The organism is Modestobacter sp. SYSU DS0511 (assembly GCF_054050755.1).
Map to the genome: position 1 here is coordinate 95,510 of NZ_JBJGZY010000010.1, position 18,693 is coordinate 114,202.

The 18,693-nt window shown below is 73.9% G+C and carries 16 protein-coding genes; all 16 read right to left on the reverse strand.

Features of this window, described 5'->3' with window-relative positions:
• Positions 1 to 29 precede the first annotated feature (29 nt).
• A complete protein-coding gene (locus tag ACI783_RS07310) occupies positions 30 to 812 on the reverse strand; it encodes an MBL fold metallo-hydrolase (RefSeq protein ID WP_457139815.1) in 783 nt (260 codons plus the stop codon).
• On the reverse strand, positions 809 to 1,849 hold the full coding sequence (locus tag ACI783_RS07315; protein ID WP_457139816.1) for an ABC transporter ATP-binding protein: 1,041 nt from the start codon (positions 1,847 to 1,849) through the stop codon (positions 809 to 811). Before ACI783_RS07315 ends, ACI783_RS07310 begins: the two co-directional genes overlap by 4 nt.
• Complete coding sequence (locus tag ACI783_RS07320; RefSeq protein WP_457139817.1) at positions 1,846 to 2,613, reverse strand: ABC transporter permease; 768 nt, start codon at positions 2,611 to 2,613, stop codon at positions 1,846 to 1,848. The genes ACI783_RS07315 and ACI783_RS07320 overlap by 4 nt, the downstream gene beginning before the upstream one ends.
• Complete coding sequence (locus ACI783_RS07325) at positions 2,610 to 3,485, reverse strand: ABC transporter permease (protein ID WP_457139818.1); 876 nt, start codon at positions 3,483 to 3,485, stop codon at positions 2,610 to 2,612. The genes ACI783_RS07320 and ACI783_RS07325 overlap by 4 nt, the downstream gene beginning before the upstream one ends.
• The gene (locus ACI783_RS07330; protein WP_457139819.1) at positions 3,482 to 4,543 is read right to left on the reverse strand and encodes an extracellular solute-binding protein; all 1,062 of its coding nucleotides are present in this window, start codon (positions 4,541 to 4,543) and stop codon (positions 3,482 to 3,484) included. The genes ACI783_RS07325 and ACI783_RS07330 overlap by 4 nt, the downstream gene beginning before the upstream one ends.
• 123 nt (positions 4,544 to 4,666) lie before the next feature.
• Complete coding sequence (locus ACI783_RS07335) at positions 4,667 to 5,692, reverse strand: LacI family DNA-binding transcriptional regulator (protein ID WP_457139820.1); 1,026 nt, start codon at positions 5,690 to 5,692, stop codon at positions 4,667 to 4,669.
• Between the two features lie 99 nt (positions 5,693 to 5,791).
• Positions 5,792 to 6,748 (reverse strand): VWA domain-containing protein, encoded by a 957-nt coding sequence (locus tag ACI783_RS07340; protein WP_457139821.1) that lies wholly within the window; start codon positions 6,746 to 6,748, stop codon positions 5,792 to 5,794.
• The gene (locus tag ACI783_RS07345; protein WP_457139822.1) at positions 6,745 to 7,695 is read right to left on the reverse strand and encodes a DUF58 domain-containing protein; all 951 of its coding nucleotides are present in this window, start codon (positions 7,693 to 7,695) and stop codon (positions 6,745 to 6,747) included. The genes ACI783_RS07340 and ACI783_RS07345 overlap by 4 nt, the downstream gene beginning before the upstream one ends.
• A complete protein-coding gene (locus ACI783_RS07350; RefSeq protein WP_457139823.1) occupies positions 7,692 to 9,014 on the reverse strand; it encodes an AAA family ATPase in 1,323 nt (440 codons plus the stop codon). The genes ACI783_RS07345 and ACI783_RS07350 overlap by 4 nt, the downstream gene beginning before the upstream one ends.
• Before the next feature lie 212 nt (positions 9,015 to 9,226).
• Complete coding sequence (locus ACI783_RS07355) at positions 9,227 to 10,621, reverse strand: C40 family peptidase (protein ID WP_457139824.1); 1,395 nt, start codon at positions 10,619 to 10,621, stop codon at positions 9,227 to 9,229.
• 255 nt (positions 10,622 to 10,876) lie between these two features.
• Entirely contained in the window at positions 10,877 to 12,409 is a 1,533-nt protein-coding gene (locus ACI783_RS07360) for an AMP-binding protein (RefSeq protein ID WP_457139825.1), read from the reverse strand.
• 139 nt (positions 12,410 to 12,548) lie between these two features.
• Positions 12,549 to 13,643: an ABC transporter ATP-binding protein gene (locus ACI783_RS07365; protein ID WP_457139826.1), complete on the reverse strand. Its 1,095-nt coding sequence runs from the start codon at positions 13,641 to 13,643 to the stop codon at positions 12,549 to 12,551.
• Complete coding sequence (locus tag ACI783_RS07370; RefSeq protein ID WP_457139827.1) at positions 13,640 to 14,743, reverse strand: ABC transporter ATP-binding protein; 1,104 nt, start codon at positions 14,741 to 14,743, stop codon at positions 13,640 to 13,642. Before ACI783_RS07370 ends, ACI783_RS07365 begins: the two co-directional genes overlap by 4 nt.
• The gene (locus ACI783_RS07375; RefSeq protein ID WP_457139828.1) at positions 14,740 to 15,630 is read right to left on the reverse strand and encodes an ABC transporter permease; all 891 of its coding nucleotides are present in this window, start codon (positions 15,628 to 15,630) and stop codon (positions 14,740 to 14,742) included. The genes ACI783_RS07370 and ACI783_RS07375 overlap by 4 nt, the downstream gene beginning before the upstream one ends.
• Positions 15,617 to 16,654, reverse strand: a complete 1,038-nt coding sequence (locus ACI783_RS07380) for an ABC transporter permease (protein WP_457082373.1) — start codon at positions 16,652 to 16,654, stop codon at positions 15,617 to 15,619. The genes ACI783_RS07375 and ACI783_RS07380 overlap by 14 nt, the downstream gene beginning before the upstream one ends.
• Positions 16,651 to 18,255, reverse strand: a complete 1,605-nt coding sequence (locus ACI783_RS07385) for an ABC transporter substrate-binding protein (RefSeq protein ID WP_457139829.1) — start codon at positions 18,253 to 18,255, stop codon at positions 16,651 to 16,653. Before ACI783_RS07385 ends, ACI783_RS07380 begins: the two co-directional genes overlap by 4 nt.
• Positions 18,256 to 18,693 lie beyond the last annotated feature (438 nt).

The following is an 18,693-nucleotide window of genomic DNA, read 5'->3' on the forward strand; positions in this document are numbered from 1 at the left end:
GCCGCACGGCCCGGCGGGAGGGGCGCTGCTCAGACCTCGTGCACCAGGCCCTCGTGGGCCACGGTGACCGGCCCGTTGAACACGCGCGCCGCGACCCGGCCCATCTCCTCCGCCTCGGCCGGGACGGCGAAGTGGGTGAGCAGCAGGTGCGCGGCACCCGCCTCGGTGGCGACCTGGGCCGCCAGCTCCGGGGTGAGGTGGCCGTGGCCGTGGATGGCGTCGTCGTCGGCCTCGAGGTAGGTGGACTCGCAGACGAACAGGTCGGCGTCACGTGCGGTCTCGATCAGCGCCGCGCACGGGCCGCTGTCGGAGGAGAACGCCACGGTGCGACCGTCGGCCTCGAACCGCAGCCCGGCCGAGGGCACCGCGTGGTGCACCCGGCGCGGGGTCAGCCGCCAGCCGGCCAGGTCCAGTGGCGTGCCGACGTCCAGGTCCATCGAGACGACGTCGAAGGCCGAGGCGATCGGGGCGCGCATGGTCGGCAGCGTCGGGATGCCGAACAGGTCGTCGAAGGCCCGCAGCCGGCCCAGCTCCTCCGCCGGCACCAGCAGCGGGATGGGTGGCAGCACCTCCGGGAAGGTCCAGCGGTAGGCCCACGCCATCAGGTCGAGGCTGTGGTCGGCGTGCAGGTGGGTGACGACGATCGCCGACAGGTCGGCCAGGTCGTGGCCGCGCGCGTAGGCCAGCAGCGAGCCCGGTCCGGCGTCGACGAGAACGGTGCCGCGAGGGCCGTGCAGCAGGTAGCTGGACGCGGCGCCGGTGGCGCCGGGCGCCGTGGCGTTGCAGCCGAGCACCTCGAGTGTCGCGGTCACAGCAGGACGATCCCTCCGGGTCGAGGAGCAAGGCTCAGGGTCGGCGTGGCGGGCAGGACGCCGGGGTGCTCCAGGTCGAACTCGGCGCCACCGACGTCCAGGCGCAGCCGGGTGTGCGAGCCGGCGAACTCGACGTGGCGCACGACGGCGGTGACGGCGCCGGGCGCGTCCGGCTCGGCCGGCACGAGCGAGTCGCGGCGCAGCAGCACCCGGTCCCCCCGCCGGGACCCGGCGGTGTCCAGGCCCGCGACGGGCACCACCCAGCGCCCGTCCAGCAGGTGCACGGTCTCCCCCACCCGGCGGGCCGGGAGCATCCGGCCGGAGCCGAGGAAGTCGGCGACGAACTCGTCGGCTGGGGCGTTCCACAGCTGCGCCGGCGTGCCGACCTGCACGACCTGCCCGTCCCGGACGACGGCGATGGTGTGCCCGAGGGCGAGCGCCTCCTGCTGGTCGTGCGTGACGATCACCGTGGTGCAGCCGGCCTGGGCGAGGTTGTCGGCCAGGCTGCGCCGCAGCCCGCCGCGCAGTTGCGGGTCCAGCGCCGACAGCGGCTCGTCCAGCAGCAGCAGCGCGGGGTCGACCGCCAGCGCCCGGGCCAGCGCGACCCGCTGCCGCTGGCCACCGGAGAGCGCGGCGGGCCGGCGCTGGGCGTACTCGGTGAGGTGCACCAGGTCGAGCACCTCGGCGACCCGGCGGTCCCGGACGTCGCGCCGGGTCCGCCGGGCCCGCAACCCGTACGCCACGTTCGCGGCGACCGACATGTGCGGGAACATCGCGTAGGACTGCGGAACCAGGCCGACGTTGCGCCGGGCCGCCGGCACCCGGGTCACCTCGCGCTCGCCGATCAGGATGCGGCCGGCGGCGACGTCGATCAGGCCCGCGACCGCGCGCAGGATCGTCGTCTTGCCGCAGCCGCTGGGGCCGACCAGCGCCAGCACCTGGCCGGCGGGGACGGCGAGGGAGACGTCGCGGACGGCGTCGGTGGACCCGTACCGGACGGTGAGCCCGTCGATGGTCAGGCCGGGGCGGGTGGTCATGAGGACCTTTCGACGAGCCGCCCGCGGAGCGCGGCGAGGAGACCGAGCACGGGCAGCAGGGAGACGATGAACCAGATCGACATCGCCGACGCCAGCTCGAGCCGCCGGGTGGCGTAGGCGTCGAAGAGGGCGAACGGCGCGGTGGGCGCGGCCGGCGCGTTGACGAAGAAGCTGATGTTGAACTCGCCGTAGCTCAGCGCGTACGCGGTGGCCGCGGCCTGCAGCACCGCCACCCGGGCCCACGGCAGGGTCACCGTGCCCAGCCGGCGCAGCACGGAGGCGCCGAGGCTGCGGGCGACCTGCTCGCACTCCACGAGCCGGTCGGCGCCGAGCACCGGCACGAGCGCGGCGAGGGTGAACGGCAGCGTGAAGACGATGTGCCCGGCGATCAGCAGGAGACCGCTGGGTCGCAGCTGGGCGTAGGTGCCGATCAGCGCGACCGAGACGGCGATCCCGGGGACGGCGAGCGGCAGGTTGGCCAGGTAGCCCACCAGCCGGCCGGGCCAGGCCGTCGTCCGGGCGACCCACCACGCCAGCGGGCCGCCGATCAGCAGGTTGGCGGCGGCCACCGTCAGGCCGACCAGGAGGCTGCGCAGCAGGGTGGGCGCCAGCAGCTCCAGCCCCAGCGACATCCAGTCGAAGGTGATCCCGCCGCTGAACGGCCCGGTCGAGAAGCTGACGCTGGTGGCGACCACCAGCGTGACCAGCATCGGGACCACGACGACCGCGACCATCAGCCGGGTCCACACCGCGCCGGCCCTCATCGGGCGACCCGGCGGGTCAGCAGCGCCGACAGCGCCTGGCCCAGCAGCAGGAAGCCGCAGGCCAGCACGGCCAGGACGACACCGGTGGCCGAGGCGGTGGCGACGTTGAAGCCGGCGGCGCTGAGCTGGTCGACGACCTCCAGCGGCAGCAGCCGCACACCCTGGGACAGCACCGCGATGGTGCCGTAGCCGCCCAGGGCGATGGCCAGTGCGGTGCCGGTCGCTGCGGCGATGGCGGGGGTGAGCAGCGGCAGCGTGATGGTCGCCAGCACCCGCACCCGGCCCGCACCCAGCGAGCGGGCGGCCTCGGGCACCGCGGGGTCCAGCGCCTCGGCGGCACCGCGCAGCGGCCCGATCACCCGGGGCAGCGAGAAGTAGACGTAGGCCGCCACCAGCCCCGGAATGGCGTAGGACATGCCGCCCAGCGGGTCGAACCACAGCCCGAGCAGGCCGGTGTTGCCGATCAGCACGATGGCGAAGAAGCCGATGATCGTGCCCGGCAGCGCCACCGGCAGGGTGAACAGGGCGTCCAGCCGCGAGGTGTCGTGCCCGGCGGCGCTGCGGGCTGCGGCGTGCAGCACCACCGGGACGGCAAGGACGACGGTGATCGCCACCGCCGTGAGGCAGACGCCGATCGAGGTCAGCGCCGAGCTGCGGACGGTCTCCGAGGCGAACACGTCCCGGTAGAACTGGAACGAGAACCCCGGCTGCTCGTGCAGGCCGGTGCGGCCCAGGCCGAGCGAGTTCCGCATCAGCACCACGATCGGGTGCAGCGCGAAGGCCAGCAGGAACGCCACCCCCGGCACCGCGGCGAGCCACGCCCAGCGGGGCGTGCTCACCGCGGCACCGGTCGCCCGGGGGCGAGGGGTCACTGGCCCACCTCGGCCTTGAACTGCTCGATGAAGCTCTGCTGCACCTCACCCTGCTGGACGTAGTCGACGGTGCCGGCGCGCTCGTAGTCGGAGTCGGGCAGCATCTTCGCCGTCATCTCGGCCGGGAGCTCACCGATGACCGGGCGCATGTAGCCCTTGGCGAACAGCTGCTGCCCCTCCTCGGAGAAGTAGAAGTCCAGGAGCCGCTCGCCGTTCTCCTGGTTCGGCGCACCGTCGACCAGACCGACGATGTAGGGCACCAGCAGGCTGCCCTCCTCGGGGATCACCACGGTGACGTTGGCACCCTCGTCACGGAGCTTGTAGCCGTTGAAGTCGGTGTCGATCAGGATCGGGATCTCGCCCTGCGCGACCTTCGCGGTGGCGGTCTGCGCCGGGGTGACCGTGCCGTTGGCCTTCAGCTCGGCCAGGTACTCCAGACCCGGGCCCCAGTCGTCGAGGCTGCCGCCGAGGGCCTCGTTCGCCGCGGTGGCCACCGAGTACCCGACCGCCGCCTGGGTGGGGTCCAGGTAGCCGACCTTGCCCGCGTACTCGGGCCCGGTCAGGTCCGCCCAGCTCGTCGGCACCGGGGCGCCGTCCAGCTGGTCCTCGTTGACGATGAACGCGATGGTGCCGGTGTGCACGGCGAACCAGCTGTCGTCCTCGGCGCGCAGGTCGGCCGGGATGCCGTCGGTGCCCTCCGGCGCGTACGGCTGGAGCACGCCGGACTGCACCAGCTGGTCGCCGAAGGCGATGCCGGCGTAGGCCACGTCGGCAACCGGCGCGTCCTTCTCGGCCTGCAGCGCGGCGAGGGTCTGCCCGGAGTTCTTCGGGTCGTTGGGCGCCTGGATGCCCGTCTTCTCGGTGAACGTGGCGAGCACCTCGCCGTAGTTGCCCCACTCCGCCGGGCTGTTGTAGGTGATGACCGAGCCGGTGCCGGAGGCGGCGGCCGGGCTCGGCTCCGGCTCTTCGGCCGAGGTGTCGGCGTTGCCGCAGGCGGTGAGCACCAGACCTGCCGCAACGCCCGCGAGCAGCCCCCTGGTTGTGCGTCCGACGTGCATCGACCTGCTCCTCTCGTCGCCGCGGGCATCCGCGGCCGGTGTGCGTGGCGGGAGCAGCATCACCGCGAGCAAATCGATTTGGCAACGAACGGAGCACCAGAACGTCGACCTTTCAGCGGCCGTTCACCTGCCGGTGGCGGGATCGTCCCCGCGCAGGTCGGCCACCGAGTCCCGCACCCGCAGGACGACGGGCAGCCGGACCGGGGACGCGAGAGCCTCCCCGCCAGGTCCGAGCAGCAGCCGTGCCGCGGCTCGGCCCACCTCCCGGCGGTCGAAGGCGACCGTGGTCAGCGCCGGCGCCAGCAGCTCCGAGGTGGGGATGTCGTCGTGACCGACCACGCTCACGTCCCGCCCGACCACCAGCCCGGCCGCCCGGGCGGCCCGGTAGACCGCGGACGCGGTGTAGTCGGAGTTCATCAGGAAGGTGCGGGGGGCGCCGGGGTCGGCCAGCTGGCCGGCCACCGCGGCCTGCACGGCGTCGAACTGCAGCGAGGTGTGCAGCACCAGCCCCTCGATGCCCAGTTCACGGGTTCGCGCGGTGAAGGTGGCGGTGCGGTCGTCGTCGGCGACGCCGCCCTCGGGCGCGCAGACGAAGGTGATCCGCCGGTGACCCAGCCCGGCCAGGTGGTCGACCGCGACCTCGACCGCGGCGACGTTGTCCGGCCCGACCGCGAGCACCCCCGCGGCCGGCGCCACGTTGATCAGGACCAGCGGCTGGCCCGGGCGGTTCTGCCGCCACCACTCGACGCTGACGCTGCTGCCCACCGGCGCGATGGCCAGTGCCCGCACCTCGTGCTCGGCCATCCGGCGGACGGCCTCCAGCTCCCGGTCGACGTCGTAGCCGGAGTCCATGACGACGACGCTGGTGTCCTGCGCCGAGGTGATCTCCTCCATGCCCCGCAGGACGTCGAGGAAGTAGGAGTTGGACAGGTTCCGGGTGACCAGCCCGACGCTGCTCGCTGAACCGCTGCGCAGAGCGCGGGCCACCGGGTTCGGCCGGTACCCGAGGCGCTCGGCCGCTTCGCGCACGCGCCGGGTCGTGCTCGCGGCGACCCGGCCCTGACCGTTGAGGGCGAGGCTGGCCTGGGGAGTGGAGACGCCTGCCTCCCTCGCCACGTCGCGCAGCGTGACCCGCTTGGACTCCGGCACCGTGCTCCCTCCGTCGCCGGGCAGCCCGTCGCGGGACCGGGCGTCTCGTGCCGCGAAGGATAGGGCCGAGCCGCCGCTGCGCCGCGAGGCGGCGGAACGCTACAGCAGGCGGTTGGTCCAGAGCAGCGAGCCGACGACGCCGAGGAAGGCGAACAGCAGCCCGGCGCGGACGAACCACGGGCTGACGTCCTGCAGCTCGGAGGTGTAGCCGATCTGGCTGCCCAGGTCCTCGTAGACCGCCTCCAGCTCGGCCGCGCTCGCCGCCTGGCTGAAGCTGCCACCGGTCTCCTCGGCGATCTGCTCCAGCGTCGCGCGGTCGACCGGCACCGGCACGACCTCGCCGTTGAGGTCGAGCGTGCCGTAGTCGGTGCCGAAGGCGATCGTGGACACCGGCACCTCGGCGGCGTTGGCCGCGTCGATCGCCTGGGTCTCGTCGCGGCCCATGGTGCTGTAGCCGTCGGACAGCAGCACGATCCGCGCCGGCGGCACCGACTCGCCCTCGGACTCCAGCGACGCCTGGTAGTTGCTGATCGTGGTCAGCGAGGTGAACACCGCCTCCCCGATGGCGGTCGCCTCGGCCAGCTCCAGATTGTCGATCGCCGTCCGCACCTCCCCGCGGTCGGTGGTCGGGGTGACCAGCGTGCTGGCCGTGCCGGCGAAGGCGACCAGCCCGAGGTTGATCCGGGTCGGCAGCACGTCGACGAACTGCTTGGCCGCCACCTGCATCGCCTGGAACCGGTCGGGTTCCACGTCGGTGGCGCGCATCGACAGCGACACGTCGACCGCCATCACCACCGTCGCCCGCTCCCGCGGCACCCGCACCTCCGTGCTGGGCTGGGCGAGGGAGAACACCAGCACGCCGAGGCCCAGCGCGACCAGGCCGAAGGCGACGTGCCGGCGCCACCCCGGCCGCCTGGGCACCACCGAACCGAGCAGCGCGACGTTGGTGAACCGGGCGGCGTACCGGGCCCGGCGCAGCTGCAGCACCACGTACAGGCCGACGACGGCGAGCACGGCCAGCAGGGCGAGCAGCCACAGCGGCGACTGCAGGGTCATCGGGAAGCTCCTCCAGAGCCGGCGCGCCGGCGGTCTGCCACGAAACGGACGACGTCGGCCAGCCAGTCGCGGTCGGTGCGCAACCGCAGGTGCGCCGCCCCCGTCCGGCGCAACCCGGCGGCGATCTCCGCGCGCTGGGCGGCCGCGCCCTCGGCGAAGCGCCGGCGGAACGCCGCGTCACCGGTGGGCACCTCCAGGGTGCGCCCGCTCTCCGGGTCGACGACGGTGAGCAGCCCTACGTCGGTCAGCTCCAGCTCCCGCGGGTCGACCACCTCGACGGCGAGCAGCTCGTGCCGCGCGGACAGCCCGCGCAGCGGCCGCTCCCACTCGGCGTCGCCCAGGAAGTCGGAGATCACCACCACCAGCCCGTGGCGGCGCTGCGGCCGGCGCAGCAGCTCCAGCGCGGCGGCCAGGTCACCGCGGCGGCCACCGGACGCGCGCGGGGTGGCGACCACCGAGCGCAGCAGCCGGTCGGCGGCCAGCCGCCCCGGGGCCGCCGGGTACCGGTCGACCCGCTCCCCCGTCGTCACGATCGCGCCCAGCCGGTTGCCGCCGCGCACCGTCAGGTGGCTGACCGCGGACAGCGCGGCGATCGCCAGGTCGCGCTTCTCGCACTGCCCGGTGCCGAAGTCCAGGCTCGCCGACAGGTCGACCACCGCCCAGGTCTCCAGCTCCCGGTCGGCGATCGTCTCCCGGACGTGCGGCACCTGGGTGCGCGCGGTGACCGGCCAGTCCATCCGCCGGACGTCGTCGCCGGGGTGGTAGCTGCGGGAGTCGCCGGCCTCGCTGCCCGAGCCGGGCACCAGGCCGAGGTGGTCGCCCTGCAGCAGGCCGTCGAGCCGCCGGCGCACGGTCAGCTCCAGCCGGCGCAGCAGCACCTGCGAGGGGCCGCTGCCGAAGTGCGGCGGAGCGCCGCGGTCCGGCGGGGACGCCGGGACGCCGGTCACCCGCGCTGCCGCCCGGCGCCGTCGGGCCGCTCACCGTGCGCCGCGGTCGAGCCGGAGCCCTGCTGCCCGGGGGCCTGCGGTCCGGGGAAGTCGTGACCGTTGGGCGCCGGGGGCTGACCCCAGCCCTGCGGACCGACCTGCTGCGGCTGCCCCTGACCCGGCTGCCCCCAGCCCTGCGGGCCGGGCTGCTGCTGGGCCTGCGGCTGGCCCCAGCCGGGCGGCGGGCCCTGCGGCGGCTGACCGGCCGGGCCGAAGCCGGGCACCATCGGGCCGCCGGGCGCGCCGGGACCGAAGCCACCGGCCCGCTGCCGGGGGGTGACCTGCGGCAGCGGCACGCTCTCCACGATCCGCCGGACCACGTGGTCGGCCGGCACACCGTCGGCCAGCGCGTCGTAGGAGAGCACCAGCCGGTGGCGGAGCACGTCGCCGGTGACGTCGAGGACGTCCTGCGGCAGCACGTAGTCGCGGCCGCGGATCAGCGCGAGCGCGCGGCTGGCCCCGATCAGGCCCAGTGACGCACGGGGGCTGGCCCCGTAGGACACCCAGCCGGCGACGTCGGGCATGCCGTGCTCGACCGGGGCGCGGGTGGCCACCACCAGCCGGACGACGTAGTCGACGAGTGCGTGGTGGACGAACACCTCCGAGGCGGTCCTCTGCAGCCGCCGGACGTCGTCGGGGTCGAGCACACGCTCGGCGACCGGCGGGACCGAGCCCATCCGGTAGATGATCTCCCGCTCCTCCTCCGGGCTCGGGTAGTCGACGAGCACCTTGAGCAGGAAGCGGTCGCGCTGGGCCTCGGGCAGCGGGTAGACGCCCTCGTTCTCGATCGGGTTCTGCGTGGCGAGCACCAGGAACGGGTCGGGCAGCTTGTGCGTGACCCCGCCGATGGACACCTGCCGCTCGGCCATGACCTCCAGCAGCGCCGACTGCACCTTGGCCGGCGCCCGGTTGATCTCGTCGGCGAGCACGAAGTTGGCGAACACCGGGCCGAGCTCGGTGTCGAAGGAGTCCTGCCCGGACTTGTAGATCCTGGTGCCGACGATGTCGGCCGGCACCAGGTCGGGGGTGAACTGCAGCCGCGAGAAGTGCCCGCCGACGACGGTGGCCAGCGTCTCCACGGCCAGCGTCTTCGCCACCCCGGGCACGCCCTCGAGGAGCACGTGCCCCCGGGCCAGGAGGCCGACCAGCATCCGCTCGACCAGGCGGTCCTGGCCGACGATGACGCGCTTGATCTCGAAGAGCGCGCGCTCGAGCCGGGCGGCGTCGACGGAGGGCGGGGTGGGCTGCTGCTGGGCGGGCGCGCTGCTGGCGGCGGTCACCCGGCCAGTGTCCTACAAGCAGCTGCGCGGGGCCCCGACCCGCACCGGTCGCGACCCGGGTCACGTGGTGCCCGGCGGGGTGGTCCGGTCGTTCCATCCACCGGAGTGGAGAGCCCCCTCTGCGTTCCCCGCCCTGCTAGCCTGAGCCTCGCGTCGGGCAGCTCCCCCCGTGGCTGCCCGACGCCCTTCTCCCTCCGGGTCCGGCAACCCGCTCAGCCGGTCGGCCGCACCGCGCCGAAGTACGTCGAGCTCGACGTGCGCGCCGAGGAGATCCGCACCGTCTGGCCCCGGTCCGGCGCCTCGATCATCTGGCCGCCGCCGATGTACAGCGCCACGTGCACGATCGCCCCCGACGTCGGGTTGGCCCGGCCGTCGTCCCAGAACAGCAGGTCGCCCGGCTGCAGGTCGCCGACGGCGACCCGGTGGGCGCTCAGCCGGTTGTACTGCTCCCGGCTGGTGCCACCGATCCGGATGCCCGCCTGGGCGTAGGCGTACTCGGTGAGCCCCGAGCAGTCGAAGCCCCACACGCCGGCGTCCGGCGGGATCCCGTAGCTGGGGCCCTTGCTGCCGCCACCGCCCCACGAGTAGGCGACGCCGAGCTGGCTGCGGGCCGCCGCGATCGCGGTCTGCACCGCCGAGCCGGACGGCGCACCCGCCGTCGTCCCGTCGACCGGGGCGGTGCCGCCCCCGCCGGAGGACGAACCACCCCCGGAGGACGAGCCCCCACCGGGCGACGACCCACCCCCGGACGACGAGCCGCCGGGCGAGCTGCCACCCGGGGAGGAACCGCCGGACGAGCTCCCGGCCGGGGACGCGCCTCCGGCCGGGGTGCTCCGCGGCGGAGCGGCCGGGGCGCGGGCCGCGGCGGTGCGCTGCTGCTCGGCGTACGCCTGGGCCGCGGCGCGGGCGTCCTGCAGCCCGGTGAGGGTCTGCTGTGCCGCGCTGAGCTGCTGCTCGACGGCGTCCTGCTGCTCGATCAGCGCGGCGGCCTGGGCGCGCGCGGCGACCTCCTGCTGCTGCGCGCCGGCGAGCAGGGTGGCCGCCTCCTGCTGCAGCCCGTCGGCCGCACCGACGGCCCGCTGGGCCACGGCGTCGGCCGCGGCGGACTGCTCCTGCAGCACGGTCAGCTCGGCGACGACGTCGGTGCGGTGCTCGCCGACCGCGTCGAGCAGGGCGGCCCGCTCCAGCAGCTGCGCCGGCCCACCGGACGACAGCAGCGCCATCATCCCCGAGGAGGTGCTGCCCTGGATGTAGCTCGCCCGGGCGAAGGCGGCGACCTCCGCCTCGCCCTGCGCCAGCTCGGCGACGGCCTGCGCGGCAGCGGCCGCAGCGGCGTCGGCCTCGGCGCGCGCCTGCTCGTAGGCGGCCTGCGCCTCCTCGTAGTCCTGCAGCGCGATCTGCGCGGCCGCGGAGGCGGCGGCCGCATCGGCCTCCGCCTGGGCGAGCTGCGCGGTGATCGCGCCGACCTGGGCGGCGGCGTCCTGCCGTGCGCGCTCGGCGGCGCTGATCCGGGCGTCGCCCGGGTCGGCCGGCGCGGCCGAGGCCGCCGCCGGGGCGACCAGCAGGAACACGACCACCGCTGCGGCGACCCCGAGGACGCGCGGCACCCGGCGTCCCCGCGTGCTGAGCTTCGTTCCGACCCGCTGGCGCACTGCCCCGACTCCTCGCGTTGCCCGGCACCAGGGATCGGCGCCGGTCTCGACCGGTCCAGGCACACCCGTCCGGGTGTGCTCTCGACCGGGTCATCGACCGGATCGGGTGAACGCCTTGAGCTCGCCGGGGTCACCTCCCCCCTCGGGGTGAGGCGCCGGCGCCAGGTGACGTGCTGGCACGGCTCTGCTGCGGAGGGCAGCAGGGTCCATCTACTGGCGGTCCTGGGGATCCCCGTAGGCCTGGCGCAGCTTGAACTTCTGCACCTTCCCGGTCGCGGTGCGCGGGATGGCCGGGCGGAACTCCACCCGCTTGGGTGTCTTGTACCCGGCCAGCCGGCTGCGGCAGTGGGCGATGATCTCGGCCTCGGTGACCTGCGCCCCCTCGGCGGGCACCACCAGCGCGGTGACCATCTCGCCCCACCGGTCGTCGGGCACCCCGATCACCGCGACCTCGGCGACGGCGGGATGGCTGAAGACCGCGTCCTCCACCTCGATGGAGGAGACGTTCTCCCCGCCGGTGATGATCACGTCCTTCTTCCGGTCGGAGATGGTCAGCACGCCGTCGTCGTCGACCGTGCCGCCGTCGCCGGTGTGGAACCAGCCGCCGTCGAGCGCGTCGGCCGTGGCCTGCGGGTTCGCCCAGTAGCCGGCCAGCACGGTGTTGCCCTGCGCGAGCACCTCGCCGCTGTCGCTGGTGCGGATCCGGGTGCCCAGCGCCGGCGCGCCCGCGCGGGACAGCGCCCGCGCCCGCTCCTCGGCGTCCAGCCCGTCGTACTCGGCGCGCGGCCGGTTGACGGTGAGCAGCGGCGAGGTCTCGGTGAGGCCGTAGATCTGGTTGAACTCCCAGCCCAGCTCGTCGGTGACCCGGGCGATCGTCCGGGACGGCGGCGGCGCGCCCGCGACGACGATCCGCACCCGGTCCCGCCCCGGGACGGGGCCGTCCCACTCGGCGGCCGCGTCGAGCACCGCGTTCCACACCGCCGGTGCTCCGGCCATGAGGGTCACGCCGTGCTGCTCGACCCGGCGGAGGATCTCCGCGCCGTCGACCTTGCGCAGCACCACCTGGGTGCCGCCGAGCCCGGCCACCGTGTAGAGCAGCCCCCAGCCGTTGCAGTGGAACATCGGCAGGGTGTGCAGGTAGACGTCGCGGTCGCTGACCTGCATGTGCATGCCGAAGGTGACCGCGTTGAGCCAGACGTTGCGGTGGGTCAGCTGCACGCCCTTGGGCCGCGCCGTCGTGCCGCTGGTGTAGTTGATCGTGGCGGTGGCGTCCTCGTCGGGCTCGGCCCAGGGGCGCGGTTCGGTGTCCGGTCGCAGCAGCCCGGTGTCGTAGTCCTCCCCCAGCACGAAGCGGTGCCGCGCCCGGATGCCGTCCAGGGCGGGGGTGAGCTCGGGATCGACCAGCAGCACCTCGGCGCCGCAGTGGTCGACGATGTAGCGCACCTCCTCGGCCTGCAGCCGGAAGTTGACCGGCACCAGCACCCGCCCCGAGGAGGGGACGGCGTGCAGCAGCTCCAGCAGCCGGGCGGAGTTGTGGCTGACCACCGCCACCCGCTCGCCCTCCCCCACCCCGAGCGCGTCGAGGCCGGCCTGGACGGCACGGGCCCGGCGGGCCAGCTCGCGGTGGGTGGTCCGGCCCAGCGAGGGGGCCGGCTGGGCCGGTTCGTCGACGACGCCGACCCGGTCGCCGTAGGCGAGCTCCGCCCGGTCGAGGAAGTCACGGGTGGTCAAGGGCACGCGCATGGCGGCTCCCGGTGGCCGGGGCCGGCTGCGCTGCCGGCCGCTGACGTGGTCCCCGTCACGCTAACCGGCCGGGGGGCGACCGACGAGGGGACGCCCGCCGCGTGGCGGACGCCCCCTCGTGCGGTTCAGCGGACCCGGCTCAGCTCGCCGGCGTGGCCGGCCCCGTGGGGGGAACCGCCGTGGCCCCGGCCGGCCGGTGGAGGCTCTCCTCGAGCCCGTCGAGCGGGAAGTGGCAGGCCACCTGGTGCCTGGGCCGCAGCTCGCGCAGCTGCGGCGCCTCGTCCGCGCAGCGCTGCTGGGCCCTCGGGCAGCGGGTGCGGAACCTGCACCCGCTGGGCGGGTCGATCGGCGACGGCGGTTCCCCGGGCAGCGCCGTCGGCCGGTGTGCCAGACCGGTGGCGGCGTCGACCCGCGGGATGGAGTCCAGCAGCGCCGCCGTGTACGGGTGCAGCGGCTGCCGGTACATCCCTTCGGCCGGGCCGACCTCGGCGAGCTGCCCCAGGTACATCACCGCGACCCGGTCGCTGACCTGCTTCACCAGCGCCAGGTCGTGGCTGATGAACAGGTAGGCGAGGTCCAGTTCGCGGCGCAGCTTCTCGAACAGGTTGAGCACCTGCGCCTGGATCAGCACGTCGAGGGAGGAGACCGCCTCGTCGCAGATGATCAGCGCCGGGTTCAGCGCGATGGCCCGCGCGATCGCGACCCGCTGGCACTGGCCACCGGACAGCTCGTGCGGCCGCCGCTTGCCGTAGGACGAGGGGTCGAGGCCGACCAGGTCCAGCAGCTCGGCCACCCGGGCGCGCCGCCAGTCGGCGTTCCCCGCCCCGTAGCCGATCATCGGCTCCTCGACCAGCTCGGTGACCCGCCAGCGCGGGTTCAGCGAGCCGAACGGGTCCTGGTAGACCATCTGCATCTGCCGGCGGGCGTCCTTGAGGTCGCGCCGCTTGAGCGTCATCAGGTCCTGGCCCTGGAACTCCACGGTGCCGGACTTGGGCCGCGGCGCCTGGATCACCGACCGGGCCAGCGTCGACTTGCCCGACCCGGTCTCCCCCACCACGCCCAGGGTCTCCCCGGCGCAGATGTCGAAGGACACGTTCGACACCGCGTGGACGACGCCGCCCTTGACCCCGCCGGCCGCGCGCACCGGGAACTCCTGCACCAGGTCGCGGGCCCGCAGCAGGGGCGCCTTGGCCTCCACCTGCTCGCCCGCCATCCGCTCGTCGACGGCGGTCATCGCTGCTCTCCGTTCTCGGTGCCACAGGGGTGCCAGCAGGCCCAGGAGTGCTGGGGCTCGTGCTCGATGAGGGCGGGCTGCTCCACGCACCGGTCGGTGGCGTTCGAGCAGCGCGGCCGGAAGGGACAGCCCTTGGGCAGGGCCGACAGGTCCGGCGGCTGCCCCGGCGTGACCGGCAGCAGCGAGTGCGGCTCCCGGTCCAGCGCCGGGATCGCCCCGAGCAGCGCCCGCGTGTAGGGCATCCGCACGTTGGCGAACAGGGTGCGGGTCGGCGCGTGCTCCACCGCCCGGCCGGCGTACATGACCACGACGTCCTGGGCGTAGCTGGCCGCCAGCCCCAGGTCGTGGCTGATCATGATCACCGCCATGCCGAGGCGCTCCTGCAGCTCGACCAGCAGGTCCATGATCTGCGCCTGGGTGGTGACGTCCAGCGCGGTGGTGGCCTCGTCGGCGATGAGCAGCCGCGGTTCACCGGCCAGCGCGATGGCGATCATCACCCGCTGCCGCATGCCGCCCGACAGCTGGTGCGGGTACTCGTGGAAGCGCCGCTCCGGCGCCGGCAGCCGCACCAGCCGGAGCAGCTCCACCACCCGCTCGTGCACACCCTTCTTGTCCAGGTCGCAGTGCGCCCGGACCGCCTCGGCGATCTGCGCGCCGATCTTCATCGTCGGGTTCAGCGACCGCGCCGGGTCCTGGAAGACCATGGCGATGTCGCCGCCGCGCAGCTTGCGGAACTCGCCCTCGGAGAGGCCGAGCAGCTCACGCCCGTCGAACCGGATGGAGCCGGTGATCTGCGCCGTGGGCGGCAGCAGCCCCATCAGGGCCCGGGAGCTGACGCTCTTCCCGGAGCCGGACTCGCCGATGATCGCCATCATCCGGCCGGGCACCAGCTCGTAGGACAGGCCGTTGACCGCCCGCACGCACCGGCCCCCGCGGGTGAACTGCACCCGCAGGTCCGACACCTGCAGCAGCGGCTCCCCCGGCACCGGGTCGGGCCGACCGAGGACGCCGGTGGCGCCCGCCTGCTGGTCCGAGGCGATCACCCCCGAGGTCACCTGGGTGTCCGCGACCCGCAGGGCCGCCGTCCGCTCGCCGTTCATCGACCGCTCCATCGCGCCCGGAGGTTCTCCCCGAGCAGGTTGAAGGACAGGACGGTGACCAACAGCGCCAGGCTGGGCCAGACCACGAGCATCGGCGTCGCGGAGAGGCTGAGCTGGCCGTCGGCCACCATGTTGCCCCAGCTGGGAGCCGGGGCCGGGATGCCCAGACCGAGGAAGCTCAAGGCGCCCTCGATGATGATCACGATGCCCATGCCGAGCATCGCGAAGGTGATCAGCTGCGGGGCGATGTTGGGGGCCAGGTGCTTGAACAGCACCCGCCACCCCGGCGTCCCCGCCAGCTGGGCCGCCGCCATGAACGGCTGCTCGCGCAGGCGCAGCACCGCCGACCGGGCGATGCGGGCCACCGCCGGGATGCTGAAGAACGTCAGCGCGAAGATCGTGTTGGTCATGCTCGGGCCGAGCGCCTGGGCGACCGCCAGGGTGAGCACCAGCGACGGGAACGCGATCAGCACGTCGAGCACGCGCATGACCAGCGTGTCCAGGAGGCCGCCGACGTAGCCCGACAGCGCGCCGAGCGTGCCGCCGATGACCAGCCCCAGCACGTTGACCGTGGTCGCGATCACCAGCGACGCCCGCCCGCCGTGCAGCAGCCGGGACAGGATGTCGTTGCCGTTGGGGTCGGTGCCCAGCAGGTGGCCCGGTGAGCCGGCCGGGAGGTAGCTCTCCAGCACGCTGCCGCCCACCGGGCGGGGCAGCCCCAGCAGCAGTGGCCCGAGGAAGCAGGCCACCACGATGAAGCCGATCACCCCGGCGGGGATCCAGGTGCCCAGGTTGGCGGGGCGGCGCCGCCGGCGGCCGGACTCGACCTCCTCGAGGTCGACGTCCGGGCCGACGGCGGACGCGGCCGCTGGTTCAACGACTGTCATGGCGGATCCTCGGGTCCAGGACGGCGTACAGCAGGTCGACGACGAGGTTCGCGATCACCGCGACCAGCGCGAAGATCACCACCGCGGCCTGCACGACGACGACGTCACGGGTGTTGATGGCCTGCAGCAGCATCTGGCCGATGCCCGGTAGCGCGAAGATCTGCTCGATGATCACCGTGCCGCCGATCAGCGCCCCGAGGTTGAGGCCGACCACGGTGATCAGCCCGAACGACGAGTTGCGGAAGGCGTGCTTGATGAGCACCTGCCACGGCCCGATCCCCTTGGCGCGGGCGGTGGTGACGTACTCCTCCTGCTGCATCTGGTCGACCAGGTCGCCCCGCAGGAAGCGCGCGTAGAAGCAGAACAGCGGGATGCCGATCGCCGCCGACGGCAGGATCAGCGCCCTCAGGTTGGGCCACACGCCCTCGGACAGCGGCACGAAGCCGATGGCCGGCAGCGTGCCGAGCTGGACGGCGAACACCAGCACCAGGATCAGCGCCAGCACGTAGTTGGCCACCGAGAGCCCCATGGTGCTGATGAACATGCTGACCCGGTCGATCAGGCCGTTCGGCTTGTACGCGGCGAGCAGCGCCACCGGGATCGCCAGCGCCAGGGAGACGACGAAGGCAAGCACCACGAGCTCGCCGGTGACCGGGAGCCGGTTGGCCAGGATGTCGCTGACCGGCTGCCGGCTGACCATCGAGTTGCCCAGGTCGCCGGTGAGCGCGCCGCCCAGCCAGTCCAGGTACCGGGAGACGCCGGACTCGTTGAGCCCCAGCTGCGCCTCGAGCTGGGCGATGTCCTCCGCGGTGGCCTCGGGGCCCAGCAGCTGCTGGGCCGCGTTGCCGGGGATCAGGCTGAGCACCCAGTACGTCAGGATCGTGACGCCCAGCATGATCGGGATCGCCATCAACAGCCGCTTGACGACCAGCCGCAGGATCGGCGAGCCGGTCACCCGGCTGAGCGGGGAGACCCGCGGGTCCCGGGAGGCCGGGACCCGCGGAGCGCTGGTGGCCGTGGTCACTGCTCCTGCCAGACCTCGTCCCAGATGACCCCGGAGTTCACCAGGATCGCCGGGATCTTCGTGGTCAGACCCGGACCGTGCACCCCCTGCACCGCGAGGTTGGCCGGCGCGAACGCCAGGCCGAACGGTGCGTAGAAGTTCTCCGCGATGAGCTCACCGGCCTGCCGGTAGAGGTCGGCCCGCTCGTCCTCGTCCACCGTGGCCGCGGCGTCCTCCAGCAGCTGGTCCAGCTCCGGGTCGTTCACCCCGCTGTAGGGGACGCCGGAGGAGAACCGGAAGCCGACACCGACGCCGGCCGCCGGGTCCCAGGCGCCGGCGGTCTGCAGCATCGCCTGCCACTGACCACCGGTGAACTCCGAGATGACCCCGGAGAGCTGGTAGTCGTTGATCTCGACGTCGATCCCGGCCTCCTGCCACTGCGTCTGCAGGGCGGTCACGATCTGGGTGGCGACGTAGTTGCTGATCGTGCCGAGCCGGACGGTCAGCCCGCCGAGCTCCTCCACCAGCTCCGTGGCCCGGTCCAGGTCGTGCTCCGGGTAGCCCTCGACCTCCGGCTCGTAGAACTTGCCGCCGGGGCCGGTGAAGCTCTGGCTGACGTCGTAGTTGCCGCCGAAGATGCCCTGGTTGATGGCCTCGAAGTCGGTCGCCCGGTAGATCGCCTCACGCGCCCTGACGTCGTCGAACGGCGCGATCGCGGTGTTCAGCTGGATCACGTACGGCGAGGTGGCCGGCTGGATGGTGACCTGCAGCTGGTCGCTGGCCTGCGCCTGCTCCAGCAGCGGCGTGGTGTTGAGGCCCTCGTAGGCCTGCGCCTGACCGGCCTGCAGCGCCTGGTAGGCCGGCTGGTCGCCGCCGATCGACTGGAAGGTCAGCCCGTCGAGGTAGGGCAGACCCTCCTTGAAGTAGTTCTCGTTCCTCGTCAGCTCGAGCCGCGAGCTCAGCTGGTTGGAGACGACGGTGAACGGGCCGGCGCCGACGGGGTTGATGGCGAAGTCGTCCTCACCCTGCGCCTCGACGGCGGTGGGGCTGGCGATCCAGTTGACGTTGGCGGCCGGGAAGGAGGCCAGCACCGCCGGGTACGGCTGGGCGAACGTCAGCCGGACGGTCAGCGGGTCGAGCACCTCGATCCCGTTCTCCGCCAGCTCCCAGGTCGGCTTGCAGGTGCACGGGTTGGCGAGGTCGCGCTCCCAGTTCCAGCGCACGGCCTCGGCGTCCAGCGGCGTGCCGTCGCTGAACTCGATGCCCTCGCGCAGCGTCATGGTGAACTGCGTGCCGTCCTCGGAGATCTCGTAGCTCTCCGCCTGGTTCGGGGTGACCTCGGCGTTGGAGCCGTCGTCGTCGGCCGTGAGCAGGAACAGCCCACCGAAGATCGCCTGGTTCATCGCGATGTTCGAGCCGCCGGTGGTGTTGGTGGCGGGGTCCAGGCCGGCCGGCCAGGAGCCGGCGAAGGCCGCGTCCTCCAGCACGGTGATCTCACCGCCGCGCACCGGCTCGCCGGCGGCCGCTGCGCTCCCACCGTTGTTCCCGGTGGTGGAACCGCCGTCACCGCCACCGCAGGCCGTGACCAGCATCAGGGCCGCGGCGACCGGGGCCAGTCTCATCATTCGTCTCACGTGGGTGCTCCCGCTTCAGAAGGCGTCGTTGGCTGCGCGGATCCGGCCGTTCGCCGGTGAGCCTCGGTGCTGCTGCAGTGAGCGGGTCCAGTGACCGGGCTCACTGCTCTGGTGCCAATCTCCCGTGGCGGGGGCCACACCAGGCCCGCCGCTTCCGCCGTACGGGAGAGAAGTTGGCCCCGTCGAGCGGCCTCTCCGCTTCCGTCCGGAGAGGGTCCGGAAGGCAGCGCGGCGCGGGTCACGGGCGGGTCACGAAACCGGTCACGACCAGGTCACGACGGGGCGCCGGAGCGGCTGGTGCCGGCCCTCCGGCCGGCCGGGACGACCTCGCCGGGGGGGGGGGGGGGGGGGGGGGGGGGGGGGGGGGGGGGGGGGGGGGGGGGGGGGGGGGGGGGGGGGGGGGGGGGGGGGGGGGGGGGGGGGGGG

Excerpts from the sequence above, each read along its gene's own strand:
- ACI783_RS07315 (WP_457139816.1), bottom strand. The coding sequence starts at position 1,849 with ATGACCACCCGCCCCGGCCTGACCATCGACGGGCTCACCGTCCGGTAC.
- ACI783_RS07320 (WP_457139817.1), bottom strand. The coding sequence starts at position 2,613 with ATGAGGGCCGGCGCGGTGTGGACCCGGCTGATGGTCGCGGTCGTCGTG.
- ACI783_RS07330 (WP_457139819.1), bottom strand. The coding sequence starts at position 4,543 with ATGCACGTCGGACGCACAACCAGGGGGCTGCTCGCGGGCGTTGCGGCA.
- ACI783_RS07340 (WP_457139821.1), bottom strand. The coding sequence starts at position 6,748 with ATGACCCTGCAGTCGCCGCTGTGGCTGCTCGCCCTGCTGGCCGTGCTC.
- ACI783_RS07360 (WP_457139825.1), bottom strand. The coding sequence starts at position 12,409 with ATGCGCGTGCCCTTGACCACCCGTGACTTCCTCGACCGGGCGGAGCTC.
- ACI783_RS07365 (WP_457139826.1), bottom strand. The coding sequence starts at position 13,643 with ATGACCGCCGTCGACGAGCGGATGGCGGGCGAGCAGGTGGAGGCCAAG.
- ACI783_RS07370 (WP_457139827.1), bottom strand. The coding sequence starts at position 14,743 with ATGAACGGCGAGCGGACGGCGGCCCTGCGGGTCGCGGACACCCAGGTG.
- ACI783_RS07375 (WP_457139828.1), bottom strand. The coding sequence starts at position 15,630 with ATGACAGTCGTTGAACCAGCGGCCGCGTCCGCCGTCGGCCCGGACGTC.
- ACI783_RS07385 (WP_457139829.1), bottom strand. The coding sequence starts at position 18,255 with ATGAGACTGGCCCCGGTCGCCGCGGCCCTGATGCTGGTCACGGCCTGC.